This window comes from Streptomyces xylophagus, assembly GCF_000716435.1.
Lineage (GTDB): Bacteria > Actinomycetota > Actinomycetes > Streptomycetales > Streptomycetaceae > Streptomyces > Streptomyces xylophagus.
The window spans coordinates 504,131-529,911 of the sequence record NZ_JNWO01000002.1 but is presented as its reverse complement, the minus strand read 5'-3'; the positions used below and the strand labels follow the sequence as shown (position 1 = coordinate 529,911).

Sequence of the window (25,781 nt, the reverse complement as noted above, 5' to 3'; positions counted from 1 at the left end):
GGCCCGTGCTTGCTCCGCACCCGCATCCCGCTCGAAAGGCACCCCTCATGCAGAGCGTCACCCTGAACAACGGTGTCGACATGCCGATCCTCGGCTTCGGCGTCTTCCAGATCCCGGCGGAGCAGACCGAACAGGCCGTCACCGAGGCCCTCGCGGCCGGCTACCGGCTGCTCGACACGGCCGCTTCCTACGAGAACGAGGAGGCCGTCGGCCGCGCCATCAAGAACAGCGGCGTACCGCGCGAGGAACTCTTCGTCACGACCAAGCTGTACGTCCAGGACGCACCCGCCGAGGAGAACACCAGGCGGGCGTTCGAGACGTCGCTGGCCAAGCTCGGCCTGGACCACGTCGACCTGTACCTGATGCACCAGCCCTACGGCGATGTGTACGGCCAGTGGCGTGCCATGGAGGCGCTGAACCGGGAGGGCCTGGCCAAGGCGATCGGCGTCGCCAACTTCTACCCGGACCGGCTCCTCGACCTGATCATCAACAACGAGATCACCCCGGCGGTCAACCAGATCGAGACCCACCCGTTCTTCCAGCGCGCCGACTACCAGGACCTGATGCGCGAGCACGGGGTCCGGATCCAGTCCTGGGGCGGGTTCGCCGAGGGCAAGAACGACCTGTTCACCAACGCGCTGCTGAGCGAGATCGGCAAGCAGCACGACAAGTCGGTGGCCCAGGTGGTGCTGCGCTGGCTGGTCCAGCGGGGCGTTGTCGCGATCCCCAAGTCGGTCCGGCCCGAGCGCATGGCGGAGAACCTCGACGTCTTCGGCTTCGAGCTCACCGACGACCAGATGTCGGCCATCGCCACCCTGGACACCGGCGCCTCGCTGTTCTTCGACCACCGCGACCCGGCGATGGTCCAGTGGCTCAGCGCGCGACGCGTGAACGGCTGAGCGCGCCCCAGCGATGAGCCATACCCTTCCCACCGCGCCGCGGCGCCGCACAGTGCTCCGCGGCCTGCTCACAGGAGGAACGGTCATGACGGCAGGTGCCGCGATCGGCGCTTGTTCCGCCTCCCCCGCCTCACCCCGCCCGGACGAATCCGAGTCCGCCGAGCAGTCCGGCACACCCGCCCCGGGTGCCCGCACCGTCCTGCTGGCCTACTTCTCCCGGCCGGGCGAGAACTACTACAACGGCGGACGCCGGAACATCGAGGTCGGCAACACCGAGGTCCTGGCTCGGATGATCGCGGACCGGATCGACTGCGACGTCCACCGCATCCGGGCCGCGGACCCCTACCCGTCCGCCTACGACGCGACCGTCCGACGCAACGTCCGCGAGCAGGACACCGACGCACGTCCGGCCATCGCCAACCCACTTGCCGGCATCGGCCGTTACGACACGATCCTGCTCGGCAGCCCCATCTGGAACGTCCGCGCTCCCATGATCATGACGACGTTCACCGAAGCCCTCGACTTCCGCGGCAGAACCGTCGTCCCGTTCACCACCCACGCCATGAGCGGCCTGGGCACCACCGCACGCGACTACGCCGCCTCCTGCCCCGGCGCGACGATCGCCGAGGGCCTCGCGGTACGCGGCGAGGAAGTCCGGGACGCCGGTGCCGCCGTCGACGCCTGGCTGCGGCGCGTCGGACTGCCCGCCTCGTGACCGGGCGGGCCCAGGACCTTCGCCGGGCCGCCGGTCACCGCTGCTGACGGGTCGGACGGAACAGGATCTCGTTGACGTCGACTTCCTGGGGCTGGCTCATGGCGAACTCCACGCAGCGGGCGAAGCTGTCCGCAGGGATGGCGTAGTCCTGGTAGAGGCCCGCGACCGCGTCCGCGACGCCTTCGGCCTTGACCGAGGCGGGCAGTTCGGTGTCCACCGCGCCGGGCGAGATGACCGTGGTGCGGATGTCGTACGGCTTGACCTCCTGGCGCAGTGCCTCGGAGATGACGCGCACGGAGTACTTCGTCGCCGAGTAGATCGCTCCGCCGGGGCTGATGACATGTCCGGCCACCGAGGAGACGTTGATGAAGTGGCCGGACCGCTGCTCCTTGAAGTGCGGCAGGGCTGCCGCGATGCCCCACAGAACGCCCTTGATGTTGACGTCGATGGCCTGTTCCCACTCGTCGAACCGCTCCATCTCCAGCGGGGACAGCGGCATGAGACCGGCGTTGTTGAGCATGACGTCGATACGGCCGTGCAGGTCGACGGCCCGCTGGACCAGCGCCTTCACCTGCCCGCGGTCGCTCACGTCGGTCCGCACGACCGCCTTGCGGTCGAGGCCGAGTTCGTCGGCGATTTCCTCCAGCCGCTCCAGACGGCGGGCCCCGAGCACGACCTTGGCACCGCGTGCGGTCAAGTGCCGGGCGGTCTCCGCGCCGAGTCCGCTGCTGGCGCCGGTGATGACGACGACTTTGCCGCTGTTGTTCTCCACCATGGGCTCCCTGAGAATGGTTGGCGGTCAGGCGTGCCGGACAGCTTCCAAGTCCTGTCGTACGGCTGCGGGTTCGGCGTCGAGCGGCATGTTGGCGCTGTCCAGGGCGGCGTCGAGGGAACCGGGCACATCGGCGGTGAGGCCGGCGAACAGCGGGTCGAGGTCGGCGGGGGCGGGCCCGTGCTCGGCGACGAGTTCGAGGGTCTTGTGGTCGGCCTCGGGCGAGGTGAGCGCGGAGACGAGGATCTGGGCGATCTGCCGACGGGCGATGACACCGTCGCTGGGGCTGCCGGCGTGCCGGGTGTCGCCCTGAAGCATCGTCAGGGCGAGCTGGCCGGGAGCGTTGTAGTCGAACCAGCCCGGTCGGACGATCGTGTACGGGCGCCCACTGGCCCGGACCAGGCGTTCCCCGCGGCGCTTCCACGCGTGGGCGTCGGTGATCATGTCGTCGCGGACCGTGCCGTCGGCGTTCCTGGGGCGGCCAGTGACACCGATCGCGGTCATCAGCGAGATCCGGGCCGGCTGGTCGCCCAGTGCCGCCAGGGTGTTGCGGACGGCCCCGTAGTCGATGCGTTCCGCCTGGCCGGGGCCGCCGTGGGAGCCGTGGGTGAAGACCACGGCGTCGATGCCGTCGACGGCCTCCTTGAGGGTGTCGGCATCGGTGAGGTCCCCGGTGACGAGCCGAGCGGCCTCAGGCAGCGCGGTCCGCGCGCGCCCGGGATCGCGGACGAGGGCCTTCACCTGGTGGCCCTGCCGGAGGGCTTCGGCGACGACGAGGGTTCCGATGCTGCCGGTGGCGCCGACGACCAGGACGGTCAGAGGGGTGGCGCGGGTCATGACGGAGGCTCTTCCGTGACGTGAGGACAGGAGTCAGCGGTACATCGGTGTGCTGAGGGAGGCGTCGGCGAACCGCACCACCGGCAGGGCGACTTCACGCCTCGGGGATCTCGATGCCGTAGGCCTCAAGCGTGATGGCGTCCGGCTCCGGTCCGCCGCGTACGCCGGTGTCGAGCGCGTCGATCGCGGCGAGTTGCTCGGTGGTCAGCTCGAAGTCGAAGACGTCGAAGTTCTCGGCGATGCGGGCGGGCTTGACCGACTTCGGGATCGCGGAGCGGCCCTCCTGCAGATGCCAGCGCAGCATGACCTGCGCGGCCGACTTGCCGTGCTGCCCGGCGATCTCCAGCAGGACCGGGTCGTCGAAGGTCCGCTTCTCGCCGCCGCGGTAGGAGGTGATGCCGCCGATGGGCGACCACGCCTGGGTCAGGATGCCGTGCCGGCCGTGCAGGCGCTGCAGCGCGGTCTGCTGGAAGTAGGGGTGGACCTCGATCTGGTTGACCACGGGCACGGCGGACGTCTCGGCCAGCAGCCGTTCCAGGTGCTCGGGCATGAAGTTGCTGACGCCGATGGCCCGTACCCGGCCGTCGGCGAGCAGCTTCTCCAGCGCCCGGTAGGCGTCGAGGGTGCGGTCGAAGGCGGAGGGCAGGGCCTGGTGGAGCAGCAGCAGGTCGAGCTGGTCGACGCCGAGCTTGCCCGCGCTCTTGTCGAAGGCGTGCAGCGCGCTGTCGTAGCCGTAGTCGCTGATCCACAGCTTCGTCTCGACGAACACCTCGTCGCGGGCCAGGCCGGAGCGGCGGATGCCGTCGCCGACCTCCCGCTCGTTGCCGTAGGCGGCGGCCGTGTCGATGTGGCGGTAGCCGACGCGCAGGGCCTCCTCGACCGAGGCGGTCGTGACATCGGGCGGTGTCTGGAAGACGCCGAGCCCGAGAGCGGGCATCTCGACACCGTTGCTGAGAGTGATCGTGAGGGGGGACATGCTTCGACGATAGGCAGGCGTCCGACGCCCCCGCATCTCATCTGAGGGGCCCTGTCACTACCCCGCATCCCACACCCCCGCACAACCCGGCCTGGAACGCCCGACGCTCCGCTCCCACGCTGGGAGCTCGAAGGATCACGTCACCAGGAGAGTCTCGATGACCAGCACGCAGGCGCCCACTGCCACCGCTCCGCCCGGCGGCGGCAGGACAACCGCCCCCGCTTTCGCGCTCGGTGCCGCACTGCTCGGCTTCTTCGTCATCACCCTGGACGCGCTGATCGTGAGCGTGGCCCTGCCCACCGTCGGCGCCGACCTCGGCGGCGGTATGACCGGGCTCCAGTGGGTCGTCGACGGCTACACCCTGGTGCTCGCCGCGCTGCTGCTGTCCGCCGGGTCCGTCTCGGACCGGATCGGCGCCCGGCAGGCGTTCGGCGTGGGCATGGGGCTGTTCCTGATCGCCTCGGCGGCCTGCGGCCTGGCGCCCACGCTGCCCGTCCTGGTCGCGGCCCGCCTGGTGCAGGGCGCGGGCGCGGCGGTCATGATGCCCGCCACCCTCGCTCTGATCCGCGAGGCGTACCCGGACGCCGCCCATCGCGTCCGTGCCCTCGGGTTCTGGGCGCTGGGCGGCTCTGTCGGCTCGGCCGCGGGACCCCTGCTCGGCGGTGCGCTCAGCGCCGTGGACTGGCGGTGGATCTTCTTCATCAACCTGCCGGTCGGCGCCGTAGCCCTGGCGCTGCTCACCCGCGTCGTCCGCTCCCCGCGACGACCGGTGCCCTTCGACTGGACCGGGCAGATCAGCGTGGTCCTGGCGATGGGCGGTCTGACGTACGCGCTGATCGAGGGCGGCGAGTACGGCTTCAGCGACGCCCCGGTGATCGCCGCGTTCGCGCTGTCGGCAATGGCGCTCGCGGTGTTCCTGCGCTCCCAGGCCCGAGGCCGCCACCCGATGCTGCCGCTCACCTTCTTCCGCTCCCGCCCGGTGACCGTCACCCTGCTGGCCGGGTTCACCCTCAACATCGGCTTCTACGGCCTGACATTCCTGCTCAGCCTCTACTTCCAGCAACTGCGCGGCCTGTCCGCGCTCGCCGCCGGCATCGCGTTCCTGCCGATGACGCTGCTGACCGGCGTCGTGGCCCTCCAAACCGCCCGACTGGTACGGAAGTTCGGCGCCCGGCTCGTCATGACCGCCGGAATGTGGATCATGGCGGCGGGCCTGCTGCTCCTGTTCTTCCTGCCCGGGACCACCCCCATCTGGCTGGTCGCGATCCTGATGATCCCGGTCTCCCTCGGCGGCGCCCTGGCCGTACCCGCGATGACCGGACTGATGCTGGGAAGCGTGCGCCCGGAGCAGGCGGGCCTGGCCGGCGGCGTCCTCAACACCTCCCGCCAGTTCGGCGGGGCCCTCGCCGTCGCCGTCTTCGGCGCCCTGATCGCCGACCGGTCCGACTTCCTGCACGGCATGCACGTCAGCCTGCTCATCGGCACGGCACTGCTGGCGGCGACCGCCATGACCGGCGGGCTGCTGCTCAGGCCTACGGCGAGCCGGTGATCCGGCGGATCGGAGCAGGGACTCGGCGGTGATGGGCAGCCCGCCCTGGCCTACGACGCCTCCCGCTACGACGAGAGCGACGGCGAGCCGCGCCGGCACGAGGTCCCCGGCAACCGGGTCGGCCGAGTAGCCCCGCGGCGGCGCGGCCGGTCGTATGGTGCCGGAATGGATGACAGGCCGACGCATATCGAAGTCCCTGACGTGGTCGGGATGACGGGACGAGAAGCGCACGCTCTCTGCCGTGGTCTGGGGCTGTTCCTGGGCTACTACGACATGGACCGGCAACTGCCACGGAGCATGGTGATCGCTCACCAGGAGCCCCCGCCCGGAACCATGGCAGCACCTGCCGCGGCAGTCAGGATCTGGACGAAGTGGGATCCGCTGCTCGATCAGAAGTAGGTGGGCAGGCGCGGGGTGTAGGGGTCTTCCAGCGCGGCGATCTCGTCGTCGGTCAGCGTGAGGTCGAGCGCGGCGACGGCGTCGGTGAGGTGGTGGGTCTTGGTGGCGCCGACGATGGGCGCGGACACGACGGGGTTCTTCAGTACCCACGCCAGCGCGACCTGGGCCATCGGGACACCGTGCGCGTCGGCGATCTTCTGGACGGCGTCGACGATTGCTTCGTCGGTGTCGACGAACAGGGGGCGTCCGGCGTAGTCGGTGTCGGGGGCGGTCCTGGCCCGCGCGGTGCTGTCCTGGCCCCAGGGGCGGGCGACGCGGCCGCCGGCCAGGGGGCTCCAGGGGATGGAGCCGACGCCGGAGTGGGCGAGCAGGCCGAACATCTCCCGCTCCTCCTCCCGTGCCAGCAGGCTGTACTGGTCCTGCATGGACACGAAGGGCGTCCAGCCGTGGCTGTGGGCGGCGTGTTGCATGGTGGCGAACTGCCAGGCCCACATCGAGGAGGCGCCGAGGTAGCGGACCTTGCCGGCCTTGACGAGGTCGTGCAGGGCTTCCATGGTCTCCTCGACCGGGGTCTGCGGGTCGAAGCGGTGGATCTGGTAGAGGTCGACGTAGTCGGTGCCCAGCCGGGTCAGGGAGGCGTCGATCTGCTCCATCACGGCCTTGCGCGACAGGCCGGACCCACCGGGTCCGTCGTGCATGGGGTTGAACAGCTTGGTGGCCAGGACGACGTCGTCGCGTTTCGTGTACTTCTTGATCGCGCGGCCCACGATCTCCTCGGAGGTGCCGTAGGCGTAGATGTTGGCGGTGTCCCAGAAGGTGATCCCGGACTCGACGGCCTGGCGGAAGATCGGCTCGGCGCCGTCGTCGTCCAGCGCCCACGGCATCTGCGAGGTGTCGCCGAAGCTCATGCATCCGAGTGCGATGCGGCTGATCTTCAGGCCGGAGGTACCCAGACGGGTGTACTGCATGACGCGCTCCTCATCGTCGGCGCAGCCGGGCGACACCGGCTGCCTCGTCAACGAGGCTAGGTAGCCGACAGTGGCGGTGGGAGATGCTGCCAGCACCCCCCACGTAGCATCCCCGGCGGCCCGTACCTCGACGGCAGACATGTCAACAGGGTGCCGCCGAGGGGGGTACTGGCAGCATCTCCCACCTTCGCGGTGAGGCTCGTAGCGTGAAAGACATGAACAACCGCAGCGAGGTACGGGACTTTCTGATCTCCCGCCGCGGCAAGGTCACCCCCGAGCAGGCGGGCCTCGTCGACCACGGCGGCACCCGCCGTGTACCCGGTCTGCGACGCAGCGAGGTGGCCGACCTGGCCGGGGTGTCCGTGGAGTACTACACCCAGCTGGAGCGCGGCAACGTGCGCGGCGCCTCCGAGAGCGTCCTGGACGCCGTGGCCCGGGCGCTGCTGCTGGACGAGGCCGAGCGGGCCCACCTGTTCGACCTGGTGCGTGCGGCCAACAGCGGCACGGCGGTACGCCGACGCCCGGCGGTACAGCGGGTACGTCCGGCCATCCAGGCGATCCTGGACAGCCAGCTCTCCCCTGCCTACGTCACCAACGGCCTCGGGGACGTCATGGCCACCAACACGCTGGGCAGAGCCCTCCTCTCCCCGCTGTACGAGGACCCCGCCCGCCCGGTCAACGCCGCGCGGTTCCGCTTCCTGAACCCCCGCGCGGCCGGCTACTACCTCGACTGGGAGGCCACCGGCCGCGACAGCGTCGCCGGACTGCGCCTCATGGCCGGCAAGAACCCCTACGACAGGGCACTCACCGATCTGATCGGCGAACTGTGCACCCGCAGCGAGGAGTTCCGCACCCGGTGGGCCACACAGGACGTCCGGCTGCACCGCACGGGAATCAAGCGGCTGCACCACCCGGTCGTCGGTGACCTGGACCTCTCCTACGAAGCCCTGGACATGCCTGCCGACGCCGGTCTCGTACTGATCATCTGCACCGCGGAACCCGGCTCACCCAGCCGCCAGGCCCTCGACCTGCTCGCCAGCTGGGCTGCCGCGCCGGACCCGGTCGAGCCCGCTCGGGAAGAACCGAGCGACAGCGGCCAGTAGGCCCTGGCCCACCCTCGTGCCCTTCAGCACCACCCCGAAAGGTTCACCATGTCCAAGATCCCCCATGTCACGCTGAACAACGGTGTCCAGATGCCGATCCTCGGCTTCGGCGTCTTCCAGGTCCCCGCCGAGGAGACCGAGCGGGTCGTCACCGACGCCCTCGCCACCGGCTACCGACACCTCGACACCGCCGCCGCCTACGGCAACGAAGAGGCCGTAGGCAAGGCGATCAAGGCCAGCGGCATCGCCCGTGACGAGCTGTTCATCACCACCAAGATGTGGGTCAACGAAAAGGGCGAAGAGGGCGCCAAGGCGGCCTTCGACACGTCCCTGCGCCTGCTCGGACTGGACTACCTGGACCTGTACCTGATCCACCAGCCCTTCGGTGACTACTACAGCTCCTGGCGAGCCATGCAGGACCTGCACCACCAGGGTCTGATCAAGGCGATCGGCGTGTCGAACTTCTATGCCGACCGTCTGGTCGACCTGACAGACCACAACGAGATCGTCCCGGCGGTCAACCAGATCGAGACCCACCCGTACTTCCAGCGCGCCGACGACCAGGCCCTCATGGCGGAACGCGGCGTGCAGATCGAGGCGTGGGGCCCGCTGGCCGAGGGCCGCAACAACATCTTCGGCGACCCGACACTGAGCGCCATCGGTGAAGCGCACGGCAAGTCCGTCGCCCAGGTGGTGCTGCGCTGGCTGACCCAGCGCGGTGTCGTGGTGATCCCCAAGTCCTCGCGCCCCGAGCGCATGGCCGAGAACATCACGGTCTTCGACTTCGAGCTCACCGCCGACGAGATGGACCGCATCGCCACGCTGGACACCGGCGCCAGCATCGTCTTCGACCACCGCGACCCACAGATGGTCAGCGCCGTCGGCGGATACCGCCTCGGCTGAGAACGCCCTGCATCTCAAAGGAAGGGCTGCGCAAAGGTCGGGGTCCGCGATCACCGTCGTTGGGCACGCGCCGTCGGTTGCGCACGGGCTGGGCTTGCCCCCCGTCCCCCGCGCCAAAGGATGTACGGGCCGTTTCTCGCCGCCCCGAGTTCGGCGGTTACGCCATGATCTATGGGGCGCCCGGCACGGCCGACGGATTATGAGTCCGTCGGCCACGAGTGCTCGGTGAGGGATCGGGCGCATGGGCCCGCCCGGCCCGGGGCCGCTCACTGTCGCACCGTGGGCATCAGTCCGCGCATGATCGCGATCTTCCTCACACCAGGCGTCGACGCCCGGAATCCAGCTGACGGAACTGGCCGCCACAACCGAAAGGCCGATCAGCGGCGACGCGCGCAGGTACACCCGAGCCCCGGCCTCGGTCGCGTTGGATGTGAACGCCTACGCTGCTCGGGAAAGGTGGCCATAACCAGGTCACCAGCGAAGAAGGGACGTGCCGCGTGGCAAGCGACCGACAAGGCGCGGCCGAGGCCACCGCCGACGCGTCCCGCCGTATCCCGCCCGGGCAGCGTCATGTGCACGGATGGCCGGTCTCGCACTACGGGCCGGTCCCCCGTTTCCGCCCCGAACGCTGGAACCTGCGCGTCCACGGTGCCACCACCGACGGCGCCGAGCACAGCTGGACGTTCGACGAACTGGCGCCCCTGCCGCACGTCACGGTCGTCGCCGACCTGCACTGCGCGTCGGGCCCGACCTCCACCGACCACGAGTGGTACGGCATCCCCGCCACCGCCGTCCTGGACCTGGTCCCGCCCGCGCCGGAGGTCACGCACGTCATGGCCTGGGCGGAGTACGGCTATTCCGCCAACCTCCGCCTCGCCGACTTCACGGCCCCGCAGACCCTGTTGGCCACCCACCACAACGGCGAGCCCCTCACCGCCGAACACGGCTTCCCGCTGCGCCTGGTGGTGCCCCACCTGTACGGCTACAAGAGCCCCAAGTGGCTGCGCGCGATCGAGTACCTCACCGAGGACCGTCGCGGCTTCTGGGAGGAGCGCGGCTACCACAACATCGCCGACCCCTGGAAAGAGCAGCGCTACTCCTACCAGGAGCAGGACGCGGACGATTCGGGCCAGAACAACTGAAGGTCCGGGCTCTCCCCTCAGGTCCAAAACCCGCCCTGCCGCCCGACGATCACGGCACGTAGGCTCGTCCCCATGGTTGCGCATCGCATGGTCGACGTGAACGGTATTCGGCTGCACATCGCCGAGCAGGGCGAGGGCCCCCTGGTGGTTCTCCTCCACGGCTTCCCCGAGTCGTGGCACTCCTGGCACCGCCAGTTCGGCCCCCTGGTCGACGCGGGCTTCCGCGTGGTCGCCCCCGACCAGCGCGGGTACGGCACCAGTGACCATCCGGACGACGTCGACGCGTACACCATCCTCCACCTGGTCGGCGATGTCGTCGGCCTGATCAAGGAGTTGGGCGAGGAGAAGGCGTACGTCGTCGGCCACGACTGGGGCGCGCCGGTCGCCTGGCACACCGCGCTGCTGCGGCCTGACATGGTGCTGGGAGTGGCCGGTCTGAGCGTGCCGCCGCCGTTCCGGGGGCCGCACCGTCCGTTGGCCATGATGCGGGAACTGTTCGGGGGCCGGTTCTACTGGAACTACTTCGAGCGTCCCGGTGTCGCCGACGCCGAGTTCGCCAGAGACACCCGCACCACGCTCCGCAAGTTCCTCTACTCCGCCTCCGCCGCGGCCTCCCCCTCCGGCGAGATCATGCAGCCGATGGTCGACCCCGAGCGGGGCTGGCTCGGGGCCATGGAGGATCCCGAGGTGCTGCCGGAGTGGCTCACCGAGGACGATCTGGACGCGCTCGCCGAGAGTTTCTCCGGGGGCTTCACCGGCGCCCTGAACTGGTACCGCAACCTCGACCGCAACTGGGAACTGACCGCGCCGTGGGACAACGCCGTGGTCACCGTGCCCTCCCTGTACATCTACGGCGACCGCGACCTCGTCCCCGCCTTCCCCGGCGCCCGCGAGATCATCGAGCAGCTGCCCACCTTCATGCCCCACATGCATCGCAAGCCCATCGAGCTGGCCGGCTGCGGGCACTGGACCCAGCAGGAACGGCCCGACGAGGTCAACGCGGCGCTCATCGACTTCCTCACGGCGTAGGGGAAACCGAAACCCGCTCGCGCTGCTCACCCCCATGAGGAGATCCTTCGGGCATGGAATTCCTCTGCTACCACCGTGACCGGCCCCACTCCGGGCCACTTCGCGACGAGTTGCTGGAAGAACACTGGTCCTACATGGACCAGTACGCGAAGGAGATGATCGCCCGGGGCCCCACCCTGGCCGACGACGGTGACACCGCCACCGGCAGTGTGCACATCCTCGACCTGCCCGATCCGGCCGCCGCCCGGGCGTTCGCCTTCGACGAGCCGAACTACCAGGCAGGCGTCTTCCGGGACGTCATGCTGCGCCGCTGGCGCAACACGCTGGGGCGCACCATGTGGGACTTCCCCGGCGGCCGCACCGGCGGCAACCGGTACCTGGTGATCGGTCTCGGCGCCGGGCGGCAGCCTGCGGCAGACCTCGCGGTGCCGCCCGGCCGGGACGAACTCATCGCGTACGGGCCGCTGTTGTCCGACGACGGTGCCACCTGGCTGGGTACGGCGGTCCTGCTTCGCGCACCGGACCCGGAGACGGCACGCGCGGTCCTGACCGAGGAGCGGTACGCGGACATCGAGGTGCACAACTGGCAGTTCGGCGGGCGGCCGTCCTGACCCCAGGGTCCGCGCACGTCCCCCGAACTCCGCCACCTTGTCAACTGGAGCCGCGCTCACCGGAGTTCATGCCGAAGGTGTCCCTGGCCGAGTGAGCCCACCGGCTGCGAGCAGTTCGTCCCACGTGCTCAGGGCCGTGGCCTCGATGTCCGAGGTGCCCAGCAGGCGGGCGCCCGCGGCCGCCATGGCGGTGCCGTGCGCGGCCCATGTGTCGAGGTGACCCTGGAGGACCGCCCGGTTTCCGGGGTCGGCGTCGGTCAGGAACGTCAGCAGGGCGCGGGTCCAGCGGGCCGCGCGTTGGGCGTCCAGCACCAGGTCGTCGGTGATCAGGGAGTCGAGGGGGGCGCCGACTGTGTCGAGGCGGCGGGCCAGGCCGTGCAGGAGTACGGCGTCCGCGACCGGTTTGAGGACCAGTTGGAACGCGACCAGGGCCAGGTCCCAGTCGTAGGCGACCAGGGCCTCCTCGACGGCCTGTCGGAACGGCTGCCAGTCCGGGTGGTGCTCCCAGGTCGTGCGTTCGGCGATGCCGAAGGCGCGGTCGGGATGGGCACGGGACAGTTGGGTGGTGCGGTAGGCGAGGAGTTGGACGCGGCGGAGCTGGTCTGCGGTCTGGAACGCGGCGCAGGTGGCGATGTAGCTGCCGGGGGCGAGCTGTTGGAGGTAGGCGGAGAGCATCTGCTGGCCGTGGACCAGGTAGCGGGCGGGGGTGACGGCCAGGGCCAGCAGGTCGAGTCGGCCCGCGGTGAGGCGCTCGTCGTGCTGTTCCTTGTCGAAGCGTTCGAGCAGGCCCTCGACGTATGTCTCACGGTCGTCCTGCATGGCCACATAGCTGCCGTACGTCACCCGGTCGGGATCGCGGAAGGCGTCCCAGTCCGGCACGGTCAGGGCCATGCCGTCGCGGTGTTCGCGCAGCCAGCGGTTGCCGTGCGCGTCGGGGGGCAGTTCCAGCGGGGTCGCGCCCATCGTGTGGTTCATGCCGTGGGTGAGGACCTCGTACTCGCTGGGGCGGCGGCCCAGGTCGCCGAAGGCGCTCCAGGTGCGCAGGCGGGTCGCGCGCTGCTGTGCCATGGCTTCTCCTTACCTCGTCGCCGACTGCCTCGTCACTCGCTGTGGAACCACATGTATTCCTGCGACCGGGAACGCATCCGCCCCTTGAAGGAGGGCATCTCGATCTCCAGGGCGGAGAGTTGGAAGGTCCCGCCCAGGTGTTCCTCCAGGCTGCGCCAGGTCAGCCGGCACTCGTGCGGGGTGTGGACGCGTACGTAGTCGTCGCGGTCCACGACGTACACGTCCCGGTCGGGGTTGTCGTCGGACACCGCCTCGATGACGGCGTCCGCCAGCGGTCCGGACCGCAGTACGGGGCCGACGAGGACGGGGTCGAGCGGGGCGTCGCTGTCCAGTTCGTAGACGGTCATGGGGTGGGGGCCGGCCTTTCGTCGGACGGGTGGCGGCTGACGTACACCTGGCCGTCGGCGATGCGGGTGTCGTGTCGTACGAGGCAGGAGCCGCGCGGGTTGATGCCCCGGCCGGTGCGCACGTCGAACTCCCACAGGTGGAAGGCGCAGGTCAGGACGGTGCCGTCGAGGTCTCCCTCGGCGAGGGACTGCCGCTGGTGCGGGCAGGTCCCCTGGTAGGCGAGGTAGTCGCCCTCGATGCGGACCAGCAGGATCTCCGTGCCGTTGACCTCGAAGGGTTCCATCTCGCCGTCCCACAGGGCGTCCTGGGGAGCCACCGGGACGTAGTCGGCGGGGGCCTCCTTCTCAGTCACGGATCCGCACGTCCAGCCATTGCAGGGGCAGCAGGGACAGTTCGCCGAGTTTGACCGAGGGGTCGAGCCTGCGGTCGCCGAGGTACACGTCGTACGACGGGACGCCGGGCGGAGCCGCCACCCGCCGTCCGACGCTGTGCACGGCCACCTTCCGCGCGACGGTGTCCATGGTGTCGTCGGTGTCGACGGCCACCAGGTGCGGGATGAAGTCGCCGACCAGCCTGCCGACGATGGGGAACAGCGCCATGACACTCCCCCTATGCCTTGGATTCGGTTGCCTTGGATTCGGTGGCGTATTCGCGTGCCCAGCGGTAGCCGTCCGTGTCGTCGCCCATGACGTCCGGGGTCAGGCCCATCCACGCCAACGCGCCCGGCAGGTCCATGGGTTGGATCTCCCCGCCGATGAACCGGTCGACGACCGTGCGGTGTCCCGCGTACCGCTCGGGTTCCTGTTCGAAGCACCACTTGGAGATCTCGCTGTCGAAGTGGTGGACGCGGCCGTCGCGGACGAGGGAGACGGGGGCCAGGCGGTCACGGGACATCGCGGTGCCGAGGGGCAGTTGGGTGACGCTGCACAGGGCGGGGAGTGTCTCGGGGAGGGTGCGGTCGATGTGTCCGGCGTTGATGTTGCGGATCACCTCGTCCCACAGGACGCCCCAATTCTCCTCCCACTGCGGGTACTTGTCGTTCAGCCAGGCCCGTTCGTCCCGTGACACGCCGGCGCTGGTGTTCCAGAAGAGGGTGGGCCGGTAGAACCACAGGCCGAGTTGCATCGCGTGCTGGCCGTTGTCGAGGGAGTACAGGAAGTCGTCCCAGTACCACGGGCGCTTCAACCCGTAGTCCTCCAGCACCCGTTCGTGCTGGTCGACGATCCACTCCAGCATGAACTCCTTGTAGGACATCTTCCGTTTGTCCAGCGGCGTGTAGTAGTCCATCGCCGGTCCGGTCAGCGTCTGGAAGATCCGGGAGGCGCGCCAGAACGCCACGTCCACGATCCGCTGGGCCCGCCCCGGATCGTGGGCCATCACCACTTCCAGGGTGGGGAAGCCCTGTTGGGCGTGACGGGCCTCGTCGGTCTGGATGGAGGACAGCAGGTTCGACCAGTTGACGTCGCCTGCGGCCATCGCGTCGGAGGCGAGCGCGACGAACTGGATGTTGCTGAAGCCGTGTTCGAGGGTCAGGTTGGAAGCGAGGCACGCCTCCACACAATCGGCGTTGAGCATGATGTCGTCGAAGAGGTTCTTCGCCGCGACGACCGCCCACTGGTTGGTGTGGTACGCCTTCTGCGCCCAGTCAAAGCGGGTGTCGTGCTTCAGCAGCGCGTGCGAGAACCGCAGGCTGAGCTGGGTGTGCCTGGTCTCGTCGAGCAGCCCGAACACGCCGAGGTTGCGCCACTTCGGGGAGGGCGCGAAGCGGCAGAACCGGCTCTGCATGGTGACGGCCATGTACTCGACCATCGTGATCAGGCCCATGTGCATCTGCGAGGCGGCGACATGGGAGGCGGGCAACTGGTCGTAACTCCCCGCCCGCTGAAGGGCGTTACTCACCGCCTTGACGCCGGACTCCTTCTCGCGCTGGACGCGCACGTAGTCCCGGTACGAGACACGGAACGGCTCCTCCCAGGCCTCCCACGCGTCCTCCGGGATGCCCTCGGCGCCGGTCCACTCCGTGGGGAAGGCGGCGGCGCGGTCCACGTACGAGAAGGTCCAGTCGAGGTCGCGCGAGGTCTCGTACCAGTCGTCCTGGGTGAGAAGCATGCGGATCACATCCTGCTGGAATGGTGCGCGGGCTGCCTCGTCACTGAATTTTCCACAGGCATACCACCAGCTGTCAGCCGAACGGGACACATGTCCGACAATCGCCTGTGACACTGACGCTTCGTCAAACCAGGTCGACACAGAGCGACTTGGTCGCTCTCGACGACATCAAGGCAACCTCCGGCGGCCGCCGACCCGTTACCTGTGCGTGCACACCAACACTTCTGTGGCCCCACTTCTCGAACGCCGCCCCCGGCGACCGTTCGCCATGTCGGCCCTCCTCGCGACCGCGGTCGCCGCTCTGCTGACCGGCTGTTCCTCCTCGCCGAACCCTTCGGTCTCGCAGGCGGCCGGCCGGACCTCGACGACGGCAGGGGCGTCGAGATCGCCGGCGGGTCCCTCCGGAGAGAGCAAGCCGGTCTACTCGTACAAGAAGGCCGTCCGGGAGACCGTCTGGGTCGATACCGGGCGCGACGATGACCGCGACGGCAAGGACGACCGGCTGGCCGTCGACATCGTGCGCCCGGGCGAACCCGCCGCCAAGGGCCGGAAGATACCGGTCATCATGGAGGCGAGCCCCTACTACTCCTGCTGCGGACGCGGCAACGAGAACCAGAAGAAGACCTACGACGCCAAGGGACAACCGGTCCGCTTCCCGCTCTTCTACGACAACTACTTCGTCCCGCGCGGCTACGCGTTCGTCGCCGTCGACCTCCCCGGCACCGGCCGCTCCGACGGCTGCACGGACGCCGGCGGCCCCATCGACGTCCAGTCCACGAAGGCGGTCGTCGACTGGCTCAACGGCCGCGCCCACGCCTACACCACGCACACCGGCACCACCCCCGCCCGGGCCACCTGGACCAACGGCAACACCGGGATGATCGGCAAGAGTTGGGACGGCAGCATCGCCAACGGGGTCGCCGCCACCGGCGTGCGGGGCCTGAAGACGATCGTCCCGATCAGCTCCATCTCCTCCTGGTACGACGCCTACTTCTCCCAGGGAGCCGGGCTGGTCGGCAACGCGCCCACCCCCGGGGCCCTGATCCGCATGGTCGAGAGCGAGGCCGCCGGTGCCCGCTGCGCCGCCGTGAACAAGCCGCTCGGCACCGGGGCCGTCAAGTCCGGTGACTGGTCTCCGATCTGGGCCGAGCGGGACTATGTGGCGGACGCGAAGAAGGTGAAGGCGAGCGTCCTCGTCGTGCACGGTCTGCAGGACCTCACGGTCCGCACCAAAGAGTTCGGCGAATGGTGGGACGCCCTCGCCAAGAACGGCGTCGAGCGCAAGATCTGGCTCTCCCAGACCGGCCACGTCGACCCCTTCGACTACCGGCGTGCGCAGTGGGTGGACACCCTGCACCACTGGTTCGACCATGCGCTCCTGGGCTACGACAACGGCATCGACCGCGCGCCGATGGCCGACATCGAGCGGACCCCGGACCACTGGACCACGGACGCGGTCTGGCCGCCGAAGTCCACAACTCCCGTGACACTCAACCCCGTTCAGGGCACGAAGGCGGGCGTGGGCACACTCGGCACCCAACCCGGAAGCGGCACCGAGACCTTCACCGACGCCACGGAGAAGTCCGAGACCGACTGGGCCACGCACATCGGCCAGTCGACCGGCGAGAAGGCGGGCTTCGTCACCGAGCCGCTCACGAAGCCGTTGCGCGTCTCCGGCGCCTCGAAGGTGACCGTCACCGCCACCTCGACGACCGCGACCGCGAACCTGTCGGCGGTCCTCGTCGACCTGGGCCCGGCCACCATCCGCGGCTACGACCCGGCGGCCGGCCTGGGCATCTCCACGCTCTCCGGAAAATCCTGCTGGGGCGAGAACTCGGCGCAGGACAGCGCCTGTTACAAGAAGACGGCGGCCCACACCACGCATGTCACGAGCACCGTCTTCAGTCGCGGCTGGGCCGCGCTCGGCACCGCCGCCGACGCGCACCGGGTCCAGCCGCTCACGCCCGGCAAGCCGTACACCCTCACTCTGACCCTCGCGAGCGTCGACCACATCGTCCCGGCCGGGCACCGGCTGGCCCTGATCGTCGCGGGCACCGACTGGGGCATCGCCGAGCAGGCGGCCGACCGGCCGACGATCACCCTCGATCTGGCGCACACGTCCCTGCGACTGCCGGTGGTCGGGCATGCCGGCCTGCCCTCCACGTAGTCACGGGGGCCGGAACTCCGACTGGGAGGCACGACCTCCCAGCAGGGAGGAAGCCGGTCGTGGCACAAGCACGGACGACGGGCGCACGCTGGCTGTCCGATGAACCACAACCGCCCCGGCACGGGCCCGCTCACCGTCACCGTCCTCGTCTTCCCGGGCGTCCGGCTGCTCGACGTGACCGGCCCGATCGAGGTGTTCGCGTCGGCCAACGAGTTCGGCGGGCGCTATCGGGTTCAGATCGTCTCGGAGGACGGGTCGGCGGTGATCACCTCCGCCGGGACCCGGATCAGCGCCGACCTCGCCGTCGACGACGTCCGTGAGCCGTACGACGTGTTGGTGGTCCCGGGCGGTCCGGAATGGGAGACGCTGATCAAGGACGACGCGCTCCTGGATGCGGTCCGGCAACTGCACGGCATGGCCCGTCGTACGGCGTCGGTGTGCACCGGCGCGTTCCTGCTGGCGTCGGCCGGACTGCTGCGAGGGCGTCGCGCCGTGACGCATTGGCGGCAGTCCCGGCAACTGGCCGTGCGTTTCCCCTCCGTGCGGGTCGAACCGGACGCCATCTTCGTGCGGGACGGCCGGATGATGACCTCGGCGGGTGTCAGTGCCGGGATCGACCTGTCCTTGGCGCTCGTCGAGGAGCACTACGGAGCTCAGGTCGCGCGGGCGGTCGCCAAGGACATGGTCGTCTTCATGCAACGACCCGGAGGGCAGTCCCAGTTCAGCGCTCGCACCCAACTCCCGCACTCCCGGCATGAGTTGCTCCGCCGACTCCTGGACGAGGTCGCCGCGAACCCGGGTGCCGACCACACCCTGGCCGCCATGTCCCGCAGGGCAGGCATCAGCGTCCGGCACATGAGCCGGCTCTTCGACGACGAGGTGGGTACCACCCCGGCCCGGTATGTGGAACAGGTCCGGCTGGAGGCCGCCCAGGTGTTGCTGGAGACGGGGGACGACTCGCTGCCGGTGGTGGCGCGGCGCACCGGGTTCGGCTCGGCCGAGTCGCTCCGCAGGGCGTTCGTGCGGCACTTGGGCGTGACACCGGGGGCGTTCCGGACCAGCTTCCGGACGACCGGCGTAGGCACGACCAACGCGAACACAGACAACGAAGAAGACCGAGAAGACCGAGAACAGGACACACAGGCATGACCCCGAACGACCCTCTCGACCTCCTCAAGCCGGAACTCGTCGTCATCCCGTGCGGCAGCCGCAAACTGGACCGGCCCGCACGGGCGGCGGACCTGTACATCGGCTCGTATCACCGTGCGTGTCGCCATGCGGCCGAGGCTCTGCGGCCCGACCGGCTGCTGATTCTCTCCGCGCGCCACGGCCTGCTCGACCTCGACGACGTCGTCGAGCCGTACGACACACCCCACGGCACGACGGACGCAGTGACGTCCCAACTCCTTCTGGAACAGGCGGCGTTGCGCGACATCGTCCTCCTCGACCCCGTCGTCGCCCTCGGCGGCGCACGCCATGTCGACCTCGTGCGCTCCGTCTGGCAGCACGCCCGTATGCCGCTGGCCGGAACCCGCGGCATGGGTGAGCAGATGGCCCGCCTCGCGGCACTGCGCAAGGGCCTTGTCAGCTGAGGGAGTTGCTCAGTTCTCGTCGCCTCGAAGGGGCGGTCAGGGTGGCGACGTGGCGAAGGGAACGGCCCGCCACCACGATCCAGGCCAGGACGAGCAGCACGTAGAACACGACGGCGGCCCAGACGAACATCACCGAACCGGTCCGTGCCGCGAGCGTGCTGGTCGCGGTGACGAGCGCGCCGACCGGGAAGATGAACGACCACCACGTGGGCGCGAACGGCAGCCCGGCCCGGATCGCCCGTGCGGTGAGTCCGGTGGCGAGCGCCAGCCACAGCAGGGCGAAGCCCCACACCGCGATTCCGCCCAGCAGCGCGAGGACCTCGGCACCACGGGCGTAGAGCGCCGGCAGTGTGCTCGGTGCCGCCACGGCCAGCGCGCCGAGTGCTGTCACCGCCTGGCCCAGGGCGCCCAGGCCGATCCACACCGTGGGCACGATCGCTCCGGTGGGCGCGTCGTGGTGCACGAGACGGCCGTAGATCATCGCGAGGACCAGGAGCGCGGCGACGAGGCCGAGGCCGAGCAGGGCGTAGCAGATCAGGAGCAGGGCGAGGCGGAGTTGGCCGGCCGGTGCGTAGGGGACGAGCAGGGCGCCGGTCGCGGCGGAGACCATCGGCGGCACCACCGGCATCAGCCAGCCACCGAACGCCGCGTCCGGCGCGAAGCGGTGCCGGGTGACCATCAGATAGGGCACCGTGCAGGCGGCGGCGAGACCGAGTGCGGTGCCGAGCGACCACAGCACCCAGTCCACGTCCAGCGCCGCGTCGAACCCGATCACCCGCCGGCCGAGCAGCAGCGTCCCGGCGCCCACCGTGAGCAGTGCCATCGGCGGTGCGCCGAAGAACTGGGCCGTGACGGGGTCGGCCGCGTGCGACCGCAGCGCCCGCTGCCGGAGATACCCGACGGCCAACAGGATCAGCAGCAGCACGGCGCCCGCCCAGACGACCGTGGCGGCGGTACGCAGCCCGGGGAAGCCGCGCGGCAGGGTGACCGCCGCGTCGGCGACGATGCCGGTGCCCATCACGGCCGCGAACCAACTGGGGCTGAGCAGCGGACGCGTCGCCCTGGGGGTCGTGGGCGACTGAGAACGGGCGGGTGAGGAGGGGATCATCGCTCGACCGTAGGTCGGGGGTGGGGCCGCGCTGTCGGCCATGTCCTGATGCCAGGGCGTCATGGCAGATATCGAGCGCTGCGTGTCAGTGGTGCAGCGGGAGCCGCAGTGTGAAACGGGTGCTGCCGTTCGGCGGGGCGAGGGTGAGGGTTCCGTTGTGGAGGGTGGCGACGTCGTGGGCGATGGCCAGGCCGAGTCCGAAGCCGCCGGTGTCGCGGGCGCGGGCGTCGTCGAGGCGGGTGAAGCGCTCGAAGATGCGGGCGCGGTCCGCGGCCGGGATGCCGGGCCCGTCGTCCTCGACGTCGAGGACGGCCTCGCGACGGCCGGTGTCCTGGCTCAGGCGGACGGTGACGGTGCTGGTCGCGTGCCGTTCCGCGTTGTCCAGGAGGTTGGCCAGCACCCGGGCGATCAACGCGTGCCGGCCGGGCACGAGGAGCGGGTCGGGGCCCGTCACGGCGTGCAGGGTCGGACGGGACGCGGGACGGCGGGCGATCTCCTCGCGGACGAGGTCGGTGAGATCGACGGGTGTGCCGGGCCAGGCGCGGCCCTCGGCGTGTTCGGCGTCGAGGCGGGCCAGCAGGAGGAGGTTCTCCGTCAGGATCTGCAGCCGGATGGTGTCGTCGTGCGCGGCGCCGACGACCTGTGGCCAGTCGGCGGACTCGGGCCTGTTCAGGGCGAGTTCGAGTTCCGTGCGCAGGCAGGCCAGTGGGGTGCGCAGTTCGTGGGAGGCGTCCGCGGTGAACCGGCGCTGCCGGTCGACCGCGGTCTGCAGCTGGTCGAGGGTGGCGTTCATGGTGACGGCCAGCCGGGCGATCTCGTTGCCGGTACGGGGGACGGGGACACGCCGGTCGAGGTGGCGTGCGCTGAACTCGGCGAAGTCGGCGCGGATGGCCTCGACGGGGCGCAGCACGCGGCCGGCCGCGAACCATGTGGTGCCCGCCACCAGCAGCGTGATCCCGGCGACCCCACCCATGAGGAGCCGGACGATGGAGTTCAGCCGGGACTGCTCCGCTTCTAGGGAGTGCGCGATGGCGACGTTGGCCGGTTCCAGTCGCAGGGTCCCGTGCGTGTCGTGGGTGATGAGACGGATCGGTACGGGCCCGCTGACCGGGTCGGTCCACGGAATCAGGGACAGGCCGCCCTTGCTCTGACCCGCTTGCGGCGTGGGCAGACACAGGCTGAGGCTCTTGTCCCTCAGGCGCTGCACCCGTTGAAAGGACCTGGTGCAGTCGGGCAGGTTCCCCGGGTCCTGAAGAATCGCGGTGACGTCCGACTGCGAGCCGCTGTCCAGCGTCCTGCGCTCGGCACTCTGCAACAGGGAGGCACGTGCCGTGAACGCGATGGGCACCGCGGCCACGGACAGCGGGAGCAGGGTGACGGCGGCGGCCAGGAGGGCCAGTCGCAGCCGGATGGTGGCGGGCCGCAGGCGGCGTAGCAGATGCGGCAGGTGGCGGGCGCGGTTCCAGGTCACGGCCTGCTCCCGTCCGGTGCGTCGAGGCGGTAGCCGACCCCGCGGACGGTGCGGATGGTGTGCCGCTGGAACGGGGCGTCGATCTTGCGGCGCAGGGCACTGACGTAGACCTCGACGATGTTGACGTCGCCGTCGAAGCGGTCGTCCCAGACGTGTTCGAGGACCTCGCACTTGGACACGGTCTCCCCGCCACGCCGGGCCAGGTATTCCAGGACGGCGAACTCACGTGCCGTCAGCACGACGTCCGTGCCGCCGCGTCGGCAGCGGCGGGCGGCCGGGTCGATCTCCAGGTCGCCTATCCGCAGCACGGCCGGCCGTTCGGGGCGGCCCCGGCGGATCAGCGCGCGCAGCCGGGCGGCCAGTGCGACGAAGGAGAACGGCTTGGTGACGTAGTCGTCGGCACCGAGGTCGAGTCCTTCGGCCTGGTCGTACTCGCCGTCCAGGGCGGTGAGCATCAGCACCGGCACCCACATGCCCGCGCGGCGCAGCCGCTCGCACACCCCGAAGCCGTTCAGCTTCGGCAGCATCACATCGAGCACGAGGGCGTCGTAGGCGTTCTCCCGCGCCATCTCCAGACCCCGAAGCCCGTCGTACGCGACGTCGACCGCGTACCCCTCGCCCACAAGTCCCCGGTGCAGCAGCGCCGCCAGGCGCAGGTCATCCTCGACCACGAGTATCCGCATGCCCATCAGAATGGCCCCTCCGCCCTGTGGGCAACCTGAAGGCGGTTCGCCCCAAGTGGTCGCGGGGACGGGCGAGTTCGGATGCCGCAGTGCCTCCCGCCGGGTCCGTCCCGCGTGAACCGACGTCCCCCGGGTAGGAAACCGGGTCGGACGCGGCCGGACGGTCGCTCCTTGCGTGAAGGGACGGTTGGGACATGACGTTGGAGCAGGCTGCCGAGGACGTGGTGGAGGCGGTCGTCGTGGACGACGCACGCCTGCTGCTGGTGGACGTGCAGGGCGGCTGGAGCCTGCCGTCCGGTGTCCCGGAGCCCGCCGAGACGGCACAGGCCACCGCCGCGCGCGTGGTGTACGAACTCACCGGTTATCTCGTGGACGGATCGAGCCTTCTGGAAGCAGGGTCGGGAGGAGGGCCGGCCGTGGTGTGCCACCTGCTGAGCGACGATCCGTCCGGGGAGGCCCAGCTCACCGCGGGGCAGCTCCGCTGGGCACCGTTCGCCGATGCCATCGCCGCCGGGCTGCCCGAAGCCGTGCGCGTGTACCTGGAGGGCCATACGCCTGTGTAGGAAACCCCGGCTCCCGCGCGTGGTACCACTGGTACCGTGGATGTCATGTCGAACACGCCGAAGGCCATGAACCTCCGCTTCCGGGACCCGCGGCAGCGCGCGGCCATCGAGGCGGCCGCCAAGCAGGCCGGCGTCAGCCTGCAGGAGTACATCCTGTCGGCCGCCTACGCGCGGGCGACCGCCGTCGAAGAGCGGTTCCTGGAGGGCTTCAAGGAGTCCATGGCGCGCAGCGGCGCGGCCTTCGCCGCCGAGCCCGGCAGTGCCGATCCCAGCGCCGAGCAGCGGGCTGCCGAGCGGGACGCGCTGCGTGAACTCGAACGCCAGGAGCAAGGGCACGCCGCGTGACCCAGCCCGAACCACCGCACGCGCTCGACGTCACCTTCCTGCTGCACGCCGCCGAGCTGCTCGCCGGCGATCCCCAGGTCGACGACTACGGCCCGCTCTACGCCGCGGCCGCCAGGGTCGACGCCCGCGCGATGGAGCGCGACATCTACGGCTCCCTGCACCTGAAGGCCGCCGCGCTCCTGCAGACCCTGGCGAAGTTGCCCTGCCTGGAACACTCCAACGAGGCCTTCGCCTGGCACGCCACCGAGGCCTATCTGATCCTCAACGGGCGCCGCCTCGACTACCCGCCCAAGGCGGCCGTGGCACTCGTCCGCGACGCCGCCTCCGGGGAACTCGGCCTCGCCCGGATCGCCCGCCAACTGCGCGACTGGACCACCGCCTGACCCTCGCGCACCGGCTTCAGGCGGTCGCCTTCCGGATGCGTGCGAGCAGGGTCCGCAGCTGTGCGCGGTCCTCCGCGTCCAGTTCGGCCGTCGCCTCCGCGAGCGCGAGTCCGTCGACCTCTTCCGCCTCGCGATGGCACTCCCGGCCCTTGTCGGTGAGGCGCAGCAGGAACGCGCGCCGGTCGTGCGGATGCCGTAGCCGCTCCACCAGTCCGTCGCGTTCCAGGCTGTCGACGATGCTGGTCGCGGTCCGCGCCGCGACTCCGGTCATCTCGCTCAAGTCCCGCATGCGCAGAGGCTGTTCGGTGAGCGCGAGCATCCGCAGGGCGCGCAGCCGGGCGACCGAGGCCCCGTTGGCGCGCAGCCGGGTCTCCACGAACTGCCGTAGCTGGTGGGTCGTCTCGTAGAGCTCGTCGACCAGGATGTCGCTGCTGCCGTGCACTGCCATGACGTTCCCCGTTCCGCGGTAAGGACCGATTCTACGAGCCCCGGGGCAGCAATGAGCACTCACATAGTGAGTATGCTCAGCATGTGCTGCTGTTCCGACGTCGTCCCGTCCCCCCTGTCTCCCGAATACGCCTCCGTCTGCGCCCAGGCCAGCGTCTGGTCGTCCCCGTCATGTGCGTCTGCGTGACCTTCATCGCGATCGTCGACGGAGCGATCACGACCGTCGCGCTTCCCTCCATTGCCCGCCAGTTTGAGCTGACCACGGCCGCTCTGGACGGCGTGGTCGTGGTCTACCCGGTCTGCCTGGCCATGGCGATCCCCGCCTCCGCCTGGCTGGTCGAACGGTTCGGCGCCAAACGCGTCCTGCTCACCGCCCTGACCGCGTTCCTCGGCTCGTCGCTGCTGTGCGGCGCGGCGGCCGGTCTCGGTCAGCTCATCGCCTCCCGCGCGGTGCAGGGCCTGTCCGCCGGAGTACTCTTCCCGGCCGCCGCCTCACTGCTCTACAGCACCTTCAACTCCTGGGAGCAGGTGCGCATTTCGCGGTACATGATCATCCCGCAGCAGATAGCCCCGGCCGCCGCGCCGGTGCTCGGCGGGCTGCTGGTGGACCACCTCTCCTGGCGTTGGGTGTTCTACGTCAACCTGCCGCTGGGCCTGCCCGCCGTCGTGTTCGGGGCGCTGTTCCTGGCCGAGCACCGCGGGCACCGGCCCGGCCGCTTCGACCTCACCGGGCTGCTGCTGAGCGCGGCGGCTCTGGGCGGTGTGATGTTCGGTGTCTGCGAGGGCCCCAACCGCGGCTGGTCCTCCCCCGCCGTGGTCACCGCCCTCGCCCTCGGCACGGTCCTGCTCACCGCCACCGTCGTCTTCGAACTGCGCACCGCCGAGCCGCTGTTGAAGCTCCGCCTCTTCGCGGACCGGCTCTTCCGCGACACCAACCTGATCAACCTGGTGGGCCTGGTGCCGATCCTGGGCGCCATGTACCTCGGCCCGCTCTTCCTCCAGCAGGGACAGGGCCGTTCGGCGCTCGAATCCGGCACGAGCACCTTCCCCGAGGCCTTCGGCGTCCTGCTGACCGTCCAGATCGCCGGGATCCTGTACTCCAGGGTCGGCCCACGCATCATCATCGGCAGCGGCCTGGCCATGGTCAGCGCGGTCCTGCTGCTCTTCGCGACCTGCGACCAGGACACCGGCCTGTGGACCTTCCGCGCCTACATGTTCCTGCTCGGCGTCGGCATGGGCGGCGTCTTCATGCCGACCACGGTCGCCTCGCTGGCCACACTCTCCCGCAAGGACCTGGCCCAGGCCTCCACGCTCAACACGGTCGTACGGCAGACCGGGGGCGCGTTCGCACCCGCGGCGGTGACGACGGCCCTGGTCCTCAGCACCCCCACAGCAGCCGCGGCACATCCGCCCATCAGCGCCTACCAGCACGCCTACTTCACCCTGGCCGCCCTCGCCGCAGCGACCTCCCTGTTCGCCTTCACCCTCCGCGACGGCCCGGCCCGCGCCGCCGCCCGAGGCACGACGGCGTCGGGCGGAACGGCTCCGCTGCGACGCCGGCACGAGGAGGCACACTGAAGCCCGATTCTCAGTA

At 70.1% G+C, this 25,781-nt stretch carries 29 protein-coding genes; 16 read left to right on the top strand and 13 right to left on the bottom strand.

Annotated features, from left to right (window positions below):
• The first annotated feature begins 47 nt into the window (after positions 1-47).
• The gene (locus tag OO70_RS05870) at positions 48-899 is read left to right on the top strand and encodes an aldo/keto reductase (protein ID WP_043664869.1); all 852 of its coding nucleotides are present in this window, start codon (positions 48-50) and stop codon (positions 897-899) included.
• Positions 900-984: 85 nt separating this feature from the next.
• The gene (locus OO70_RS05865; RefSeq protein ID WP_051740718.1) at positions 985-1,614 is read left to right on the top strand and encodes a flavodoxin; all 630 of its coding nucleotides are present in this window, start codon (positions 985-987) and stop codon (positions 1,612-1,614) included.
• 34 nt (positions 1,615-1,648) lie between these two features.
• Here OO70_RS05865 and OO70_RS05860 read toward each other — a convergent pair whose 3' ends face one another.
• The 3 genes from OO70_RS05860 to OO70_RS05850 form a co-directional block, all read right to left on the bottom strand.
• Entirely contained in the window at positions 1,649-2,389 is a 741-nt protein-coding gene (locus tag OO70_RS05860) for an SDR family oxidoreductase (RefSeq protein WP_043664863.1), read from the bottom strand.
• Between the two features lie 24 nt (positions 2,390-2,413).
• Positions 2,414-3,223 (bottom strand): SDR family oxidoreductase, encoded by an 810-nt coding sequence (locus OO70_RS05855; protein ID WP_043664861.1) that lies wholly within the window; start codon positions 3,221-3,223, stop codon positions 2,414-2,416.
• A gap of 94 nt (positions 3,224-3,317) precedes the next feature.
• Positions 3,318-4,199, bottom strand: coding sequence for an aldo/keto reductase (locus OO70_RS05850; RefSeq protein WP_043664857.1), 882 nt, complete (start codon positions 4,197-4,199; stop codon positions 3,318-3,320).
• A gap of 157 nt (positions 4,200-4,356) precedes the next feature.
• On the opposite strand from OO70_RS05850, the gene OO70_RS05845 reads away from it, so the two are divergent.
• The gene (locus OO70_RS05845) at positions 4,357-5,748 is read left to right on the top strand and encodes an MFS transporter (protein WP_051740716.1); all 1,392 of its coding nucleotides are present in this window, start codon (positions 4,357-4,359) and stop codon (positions 5,746-5,748) included.
• 165 nt (positions 5,749-5,913) lie between these two features.
• Complete coding sequence (locus OO70_RS05840) at positions 5,914-6,147, top strand: PASTA domain-containing protein (protein ID WP_043664855.1); 234 nt, start codon at positions 5,914-5,916, stop codon at positions 6,145-6,147.
• Here OO70_RS05840 and OO70_RS05835 read toward each other — a convergent pair.
• Positions 6,138-7,115 carry an aldo/keto reductase gene (locus tag OO70_RS05835; protein WP_043664853.1) on the bottom strand — a complete coding sequence of 326 codons (978 nt, stop codon included), beginning with the start codon at positions 7,113-7,115 and terminating at the stop codon, positions 6,138-6,140. The two genes, OO70_RS05840 and OO70_RS05835, sit on opposite strands and share 10 nt — an antisense overlap.
• A 215-nt stretch (positions 7,116-7,330) precedes the next feature.
• Between OO70_RS05835 and OO70_RS05830 the strand changes: the two genes are divergently transcribed.
• The 5 genes from OO70_RS05830 (at position 7,331) to OO70_RS05810 (ending at position 11,903) form a co-directional block, all read left to right on the top strand.
• Positions 7,331-8,218: a helix-turn-helix domain-containing protein gene (locus OO70_RS05830; RefSeq protein WP_043664850.1), complete on the top strand. Its 888-nt coding sequence runs from the start codon at positions 7,331-7,333 to the stop codon at positions 8,216-8,218.
• A 57-nt stretch (positions 8,219-8,275) separates the two neighbouring features.
• Positions 8,276-9,121, top strand: coding sequence for an aldo/keto reductase (locus OO70_RS05825; protein WP_106971631.1), 846 nt, complete (start codon positions 8,276-8,278; stop codon positions 9,119-9,121).
• A 497-nt stretch (positions 9,122-9,618) separates the two neighbouring features.
• Positions 9,619-10,263 carry a molybdopterin-dependent oxidoreductase gene (locus tag OO70_RS05820; protein WP_043664844.1) on the top strand — a complete coding sequence of 215 codons (645 nt, stop codon included), beginning with the start codon at positions 9,619-9,621 and terminating at the stop codon, positions 10,261-10,263.
• Between the two features lie 87 nt (positions 10,264-10,350).
• A complete protein-coding gene (locus OO70_RS05815; protein WP_043664842.1) occupies positions 10,351-11,292 on the top strand; it encodes an alpha/beta fold hydrolase in 942 nt (313 codons plus the stop codon).
• 53 nt (positions 11,293-11,345) lie between these two features.
• Positions 11,346-11,903, top strand: a complete 558-nt coding sequence (locus OO70_RS05810; protein ID WP_043664839.1) for a YciI family protein — start codon at positions 11,346-11,348, stop codon at positions 11,901-11,903.
• Between the two features lie 66 nt (positions 11,904-11,969).
• Here OO70_RS05810 and OO70_RS05805 read toward each other — a convergent pair whose 3' ends face one another.
• Genes OO70_RS05805 through OO70_RS05785 form a run of 5 tightly spaced genes read right to left on the bottom strand, consistent with a single transcriptional unit; the run spans position 11,970 to position 15,428 of the window.
• On the bottom strand, positions 11,970-12,971 hold the full coding sequence (locus tag OO70_RS05805; RefSeq protein ID WP_043664837.1) for a ferritin family protein: 1,002 nt from the start codon (positions 12,969-12,971) through the stop codon (positions 11,970-11,972).
• Between the two features lie 32 nt (positions 12,972-13,003).
• Positions 13,004-13,318, bottom strand: coding sequence for an MmoB/DmpM family protein (locus tag OO70_RS05800; RefSeq protein WP_043664834.1), 315 nt, complete (start codon positions 13,316-13,318; stop codon positions 13,004-13,006).
• The gene (locus OO70_RS05795; RefSeq protein WP_063749679.1) at positions 13,315-13,671 is read right to left on the bottom strand and encodes a Rieske 2Fe-2S domain-containing protein; all 357 of its coding nucleotides are present in this window, start codon (positions 13,669-13,671) and stop codon (positions 13,315-13,317) included. Before OO70_RS05795 ends, OO70_RS05800 begins: the two co-directional genes overlap by 4 nt.
• Positions 13,664-13,918 carry a toluene-4-monooxygenase system B family protein gene (locus tag OO70_RS05790; RefSeq protein ID WP_043664831.1) on the bottom strand — a complete coding sequence of 85 codons (255 nt, stop codon included), beginning with the start codon at positions 13,916-13,918 and terminating at the stop codon, positions 13,664-13,666. The genes OO70_RS05795 and OO70_RS05790 overlap by 8 nt, the downstream gene beginning before the upstream one ends.
• Before the next feature lie 10 nt (positions 13,919-13,928).
• Positions 13,929-15,428, bottom strand: coding sequence for a ferritin family protein (locus tag OO70_RS05785; protein WP_043664829.1), 1,500 nt, complete (start codon positions 15,426-15,428; stop codon positions 13,929-13,931).
• Positions 15,429-15,696: 268 nt separating this feature from the next.
• Between OO70_RS05785 and OO70_RS05780 the strand changes: the two genes are divergently transcribed.
• The 3 genes from OO70_RS05780 (at position 15,697) to OO70_RS05770 (ending at position 19,187) form a co-directional block, all read left to right on the top strand.
• Positions 15,697-17,595, top strand: a complete 1,899-nt coding sequence (locus OO70_RS05780) for a Xaa-Pro dipeptidyl-peptidase (protein WP_051740714.1) — start codon at positions 15,697-15,699, stop codon at positions 17,593-17,595.
• A gap of 99 nt (positions 17,596-17,694) precedes the next feature.
• The gene (locus OO70_RS05775; protein ID WP_043664827.1) at positions 17,695-18,744 is read left to right on the top strand and encodes a GlxA family transcriptional regulator; all 1,050 of its coding nucleotides are present in this window, start codon (positions 17,695-17,697) and stop codon (positions 18,742-18,744) included.
• Positions 18,741-19,187 carry a DUF6884 domain-containing protein gene (locus tag OO70_RS05770; RefSeq protein ID WP_043664825.1) on the top strand — a complete coding sequence of 149 codons (447 nt, stop codon included), beginning with the start codon at positions 18,741-18,743 and terminating at the stop codon, positions 19,185-19,187. The genes OO70_RS05775 and OO70_RS05770 overlap by 4 nt, the downstream gene beginning before the upstream one ends.
• Here OO70_RS05770 and OO70_RS05765 read toward each other — a convergent pair.
• The 3 genes from OO70_RS05765 to OO70_RS05755 all read right to left on the bottom strand — a co-directional run bounded on the left by OO70_RS05765 (position 19,180) and on the right by OO70_RS05755 (position 22,449).
• The gene (locus tag OO70_RS05765) at positions 19,180-20,295 is read right to left on the bottom strand and encodes a TDT family transporter (protein ID WP_234336724.1); all 1,116 of its coding nucleotides are present in this window, start codon (positions 20,293-20,295) and stop codon (positions 19,180-19,182) included. The genes OO70_RS05770 and OO70_RS05765 overlap by 8 nt on opposite strands.
• Positions 20,296-20,380: 85 nt before the next feature.
• A complete protein-coding gene (locus OO70_RS55280; RefSeq protein ID WP_051740712.1) occupies positions 20,381-21,766 on the bottom strand; it encodes a sensor histidine kinase in 1,386 nt (461 codons plus the stop codon).
• Positions 21,763-22,449, bottom strand: a complete 687-nt coding sequence (locus tag OO70_RS05755) for a response regulator transcription factor (protein WP_043665487.1) — start codon at positions 22,447-22,449, stop codon at positions 21,763-21,765. The genes OO70_RS55280 and OO70_RS05755 overlap by 4 nt, the downstream gene beginning before the upstream one ends.
• A 194-nt stretch (positions 22,450-22,643) precedes the next feature.
• On the opposite strand from OO70_RS05755, the gene OO70_RS05750 reads away from it, so the two are divergent.
• Genes OO70_RS05750 through OO70_RS05740 form a run of 3 tightly spaced genes read left to right on the top strand, consistent with a single transcriptional unit; the run spans position 22,644 to position 23,740 of the window.
• Entirely contained in the window at positions 22,644-23,012 is a 369-nt protein-coding gene (locus tag OO70_RS05750) for an NUDIX hydrolase (protein ID WP_043664823.1), read from the top strand.
• A gap of 45 nt (positions 23,013-23,057) precedes the next feature.
• Entirely contained in the window at positions 23,058-23,357 is a 300-nt protein-coding gene (locus OO70_RS05745; protein WP_234336723.1) for a type II toxin -antitoxin system TacA 1-like antitoxin, read from the top strand.
• Complete coding sequence (locus tag OO70_RS05740) at positions 23,354-23,740, top strand: toxin Fic (RefSeq protein ID WP_043664821.1); 387 nt, start codon at positions 23,354-23,356, stop codon at positions 23,738-23,740. Before OO70_RS05745 ends, OO70_RS05740 begins: the two co-directional genes overlap by 4 nt.
• A 16-nt stretch (positions 23,741-23,756) precedes the next feature.
• Here OO70_RS05740 and OO70_RS05735 read toward each other — a convergent pair whose 3' ends face one another.
• Positions 23,757-24,188 carry a MarR family winged helix-turn-helix transcriptional regulator gene (locus OO70_RS05735; protein WP_043664819.1) on the bottom strand — a complete coding sequence of 144 codons (432 nt, stop codon included), beginning with the start codon at positions 24,186-24,188 and terminating at the stop codon, positions 23,757-23,759.
• Positions 24,189-24,358: 170 nt separating this feature from the next.
• Between OO70_RS05735 and OO70_RS05730 the strand changes: the two genes are divergently transcribed.
• Complete coding sequence (locus tag OO70_RS05730) at positions 24,359-25,765, top strand: DHA2 family efflux MFS transporter permease subunit (protein WP_051740710.1); 1,407 nt, start codon at positions 24,359-24,361, stop codon at positions 25,763-25,765.
• Positions 25,766-25,781: the final 16 nt, after the last annotated feature.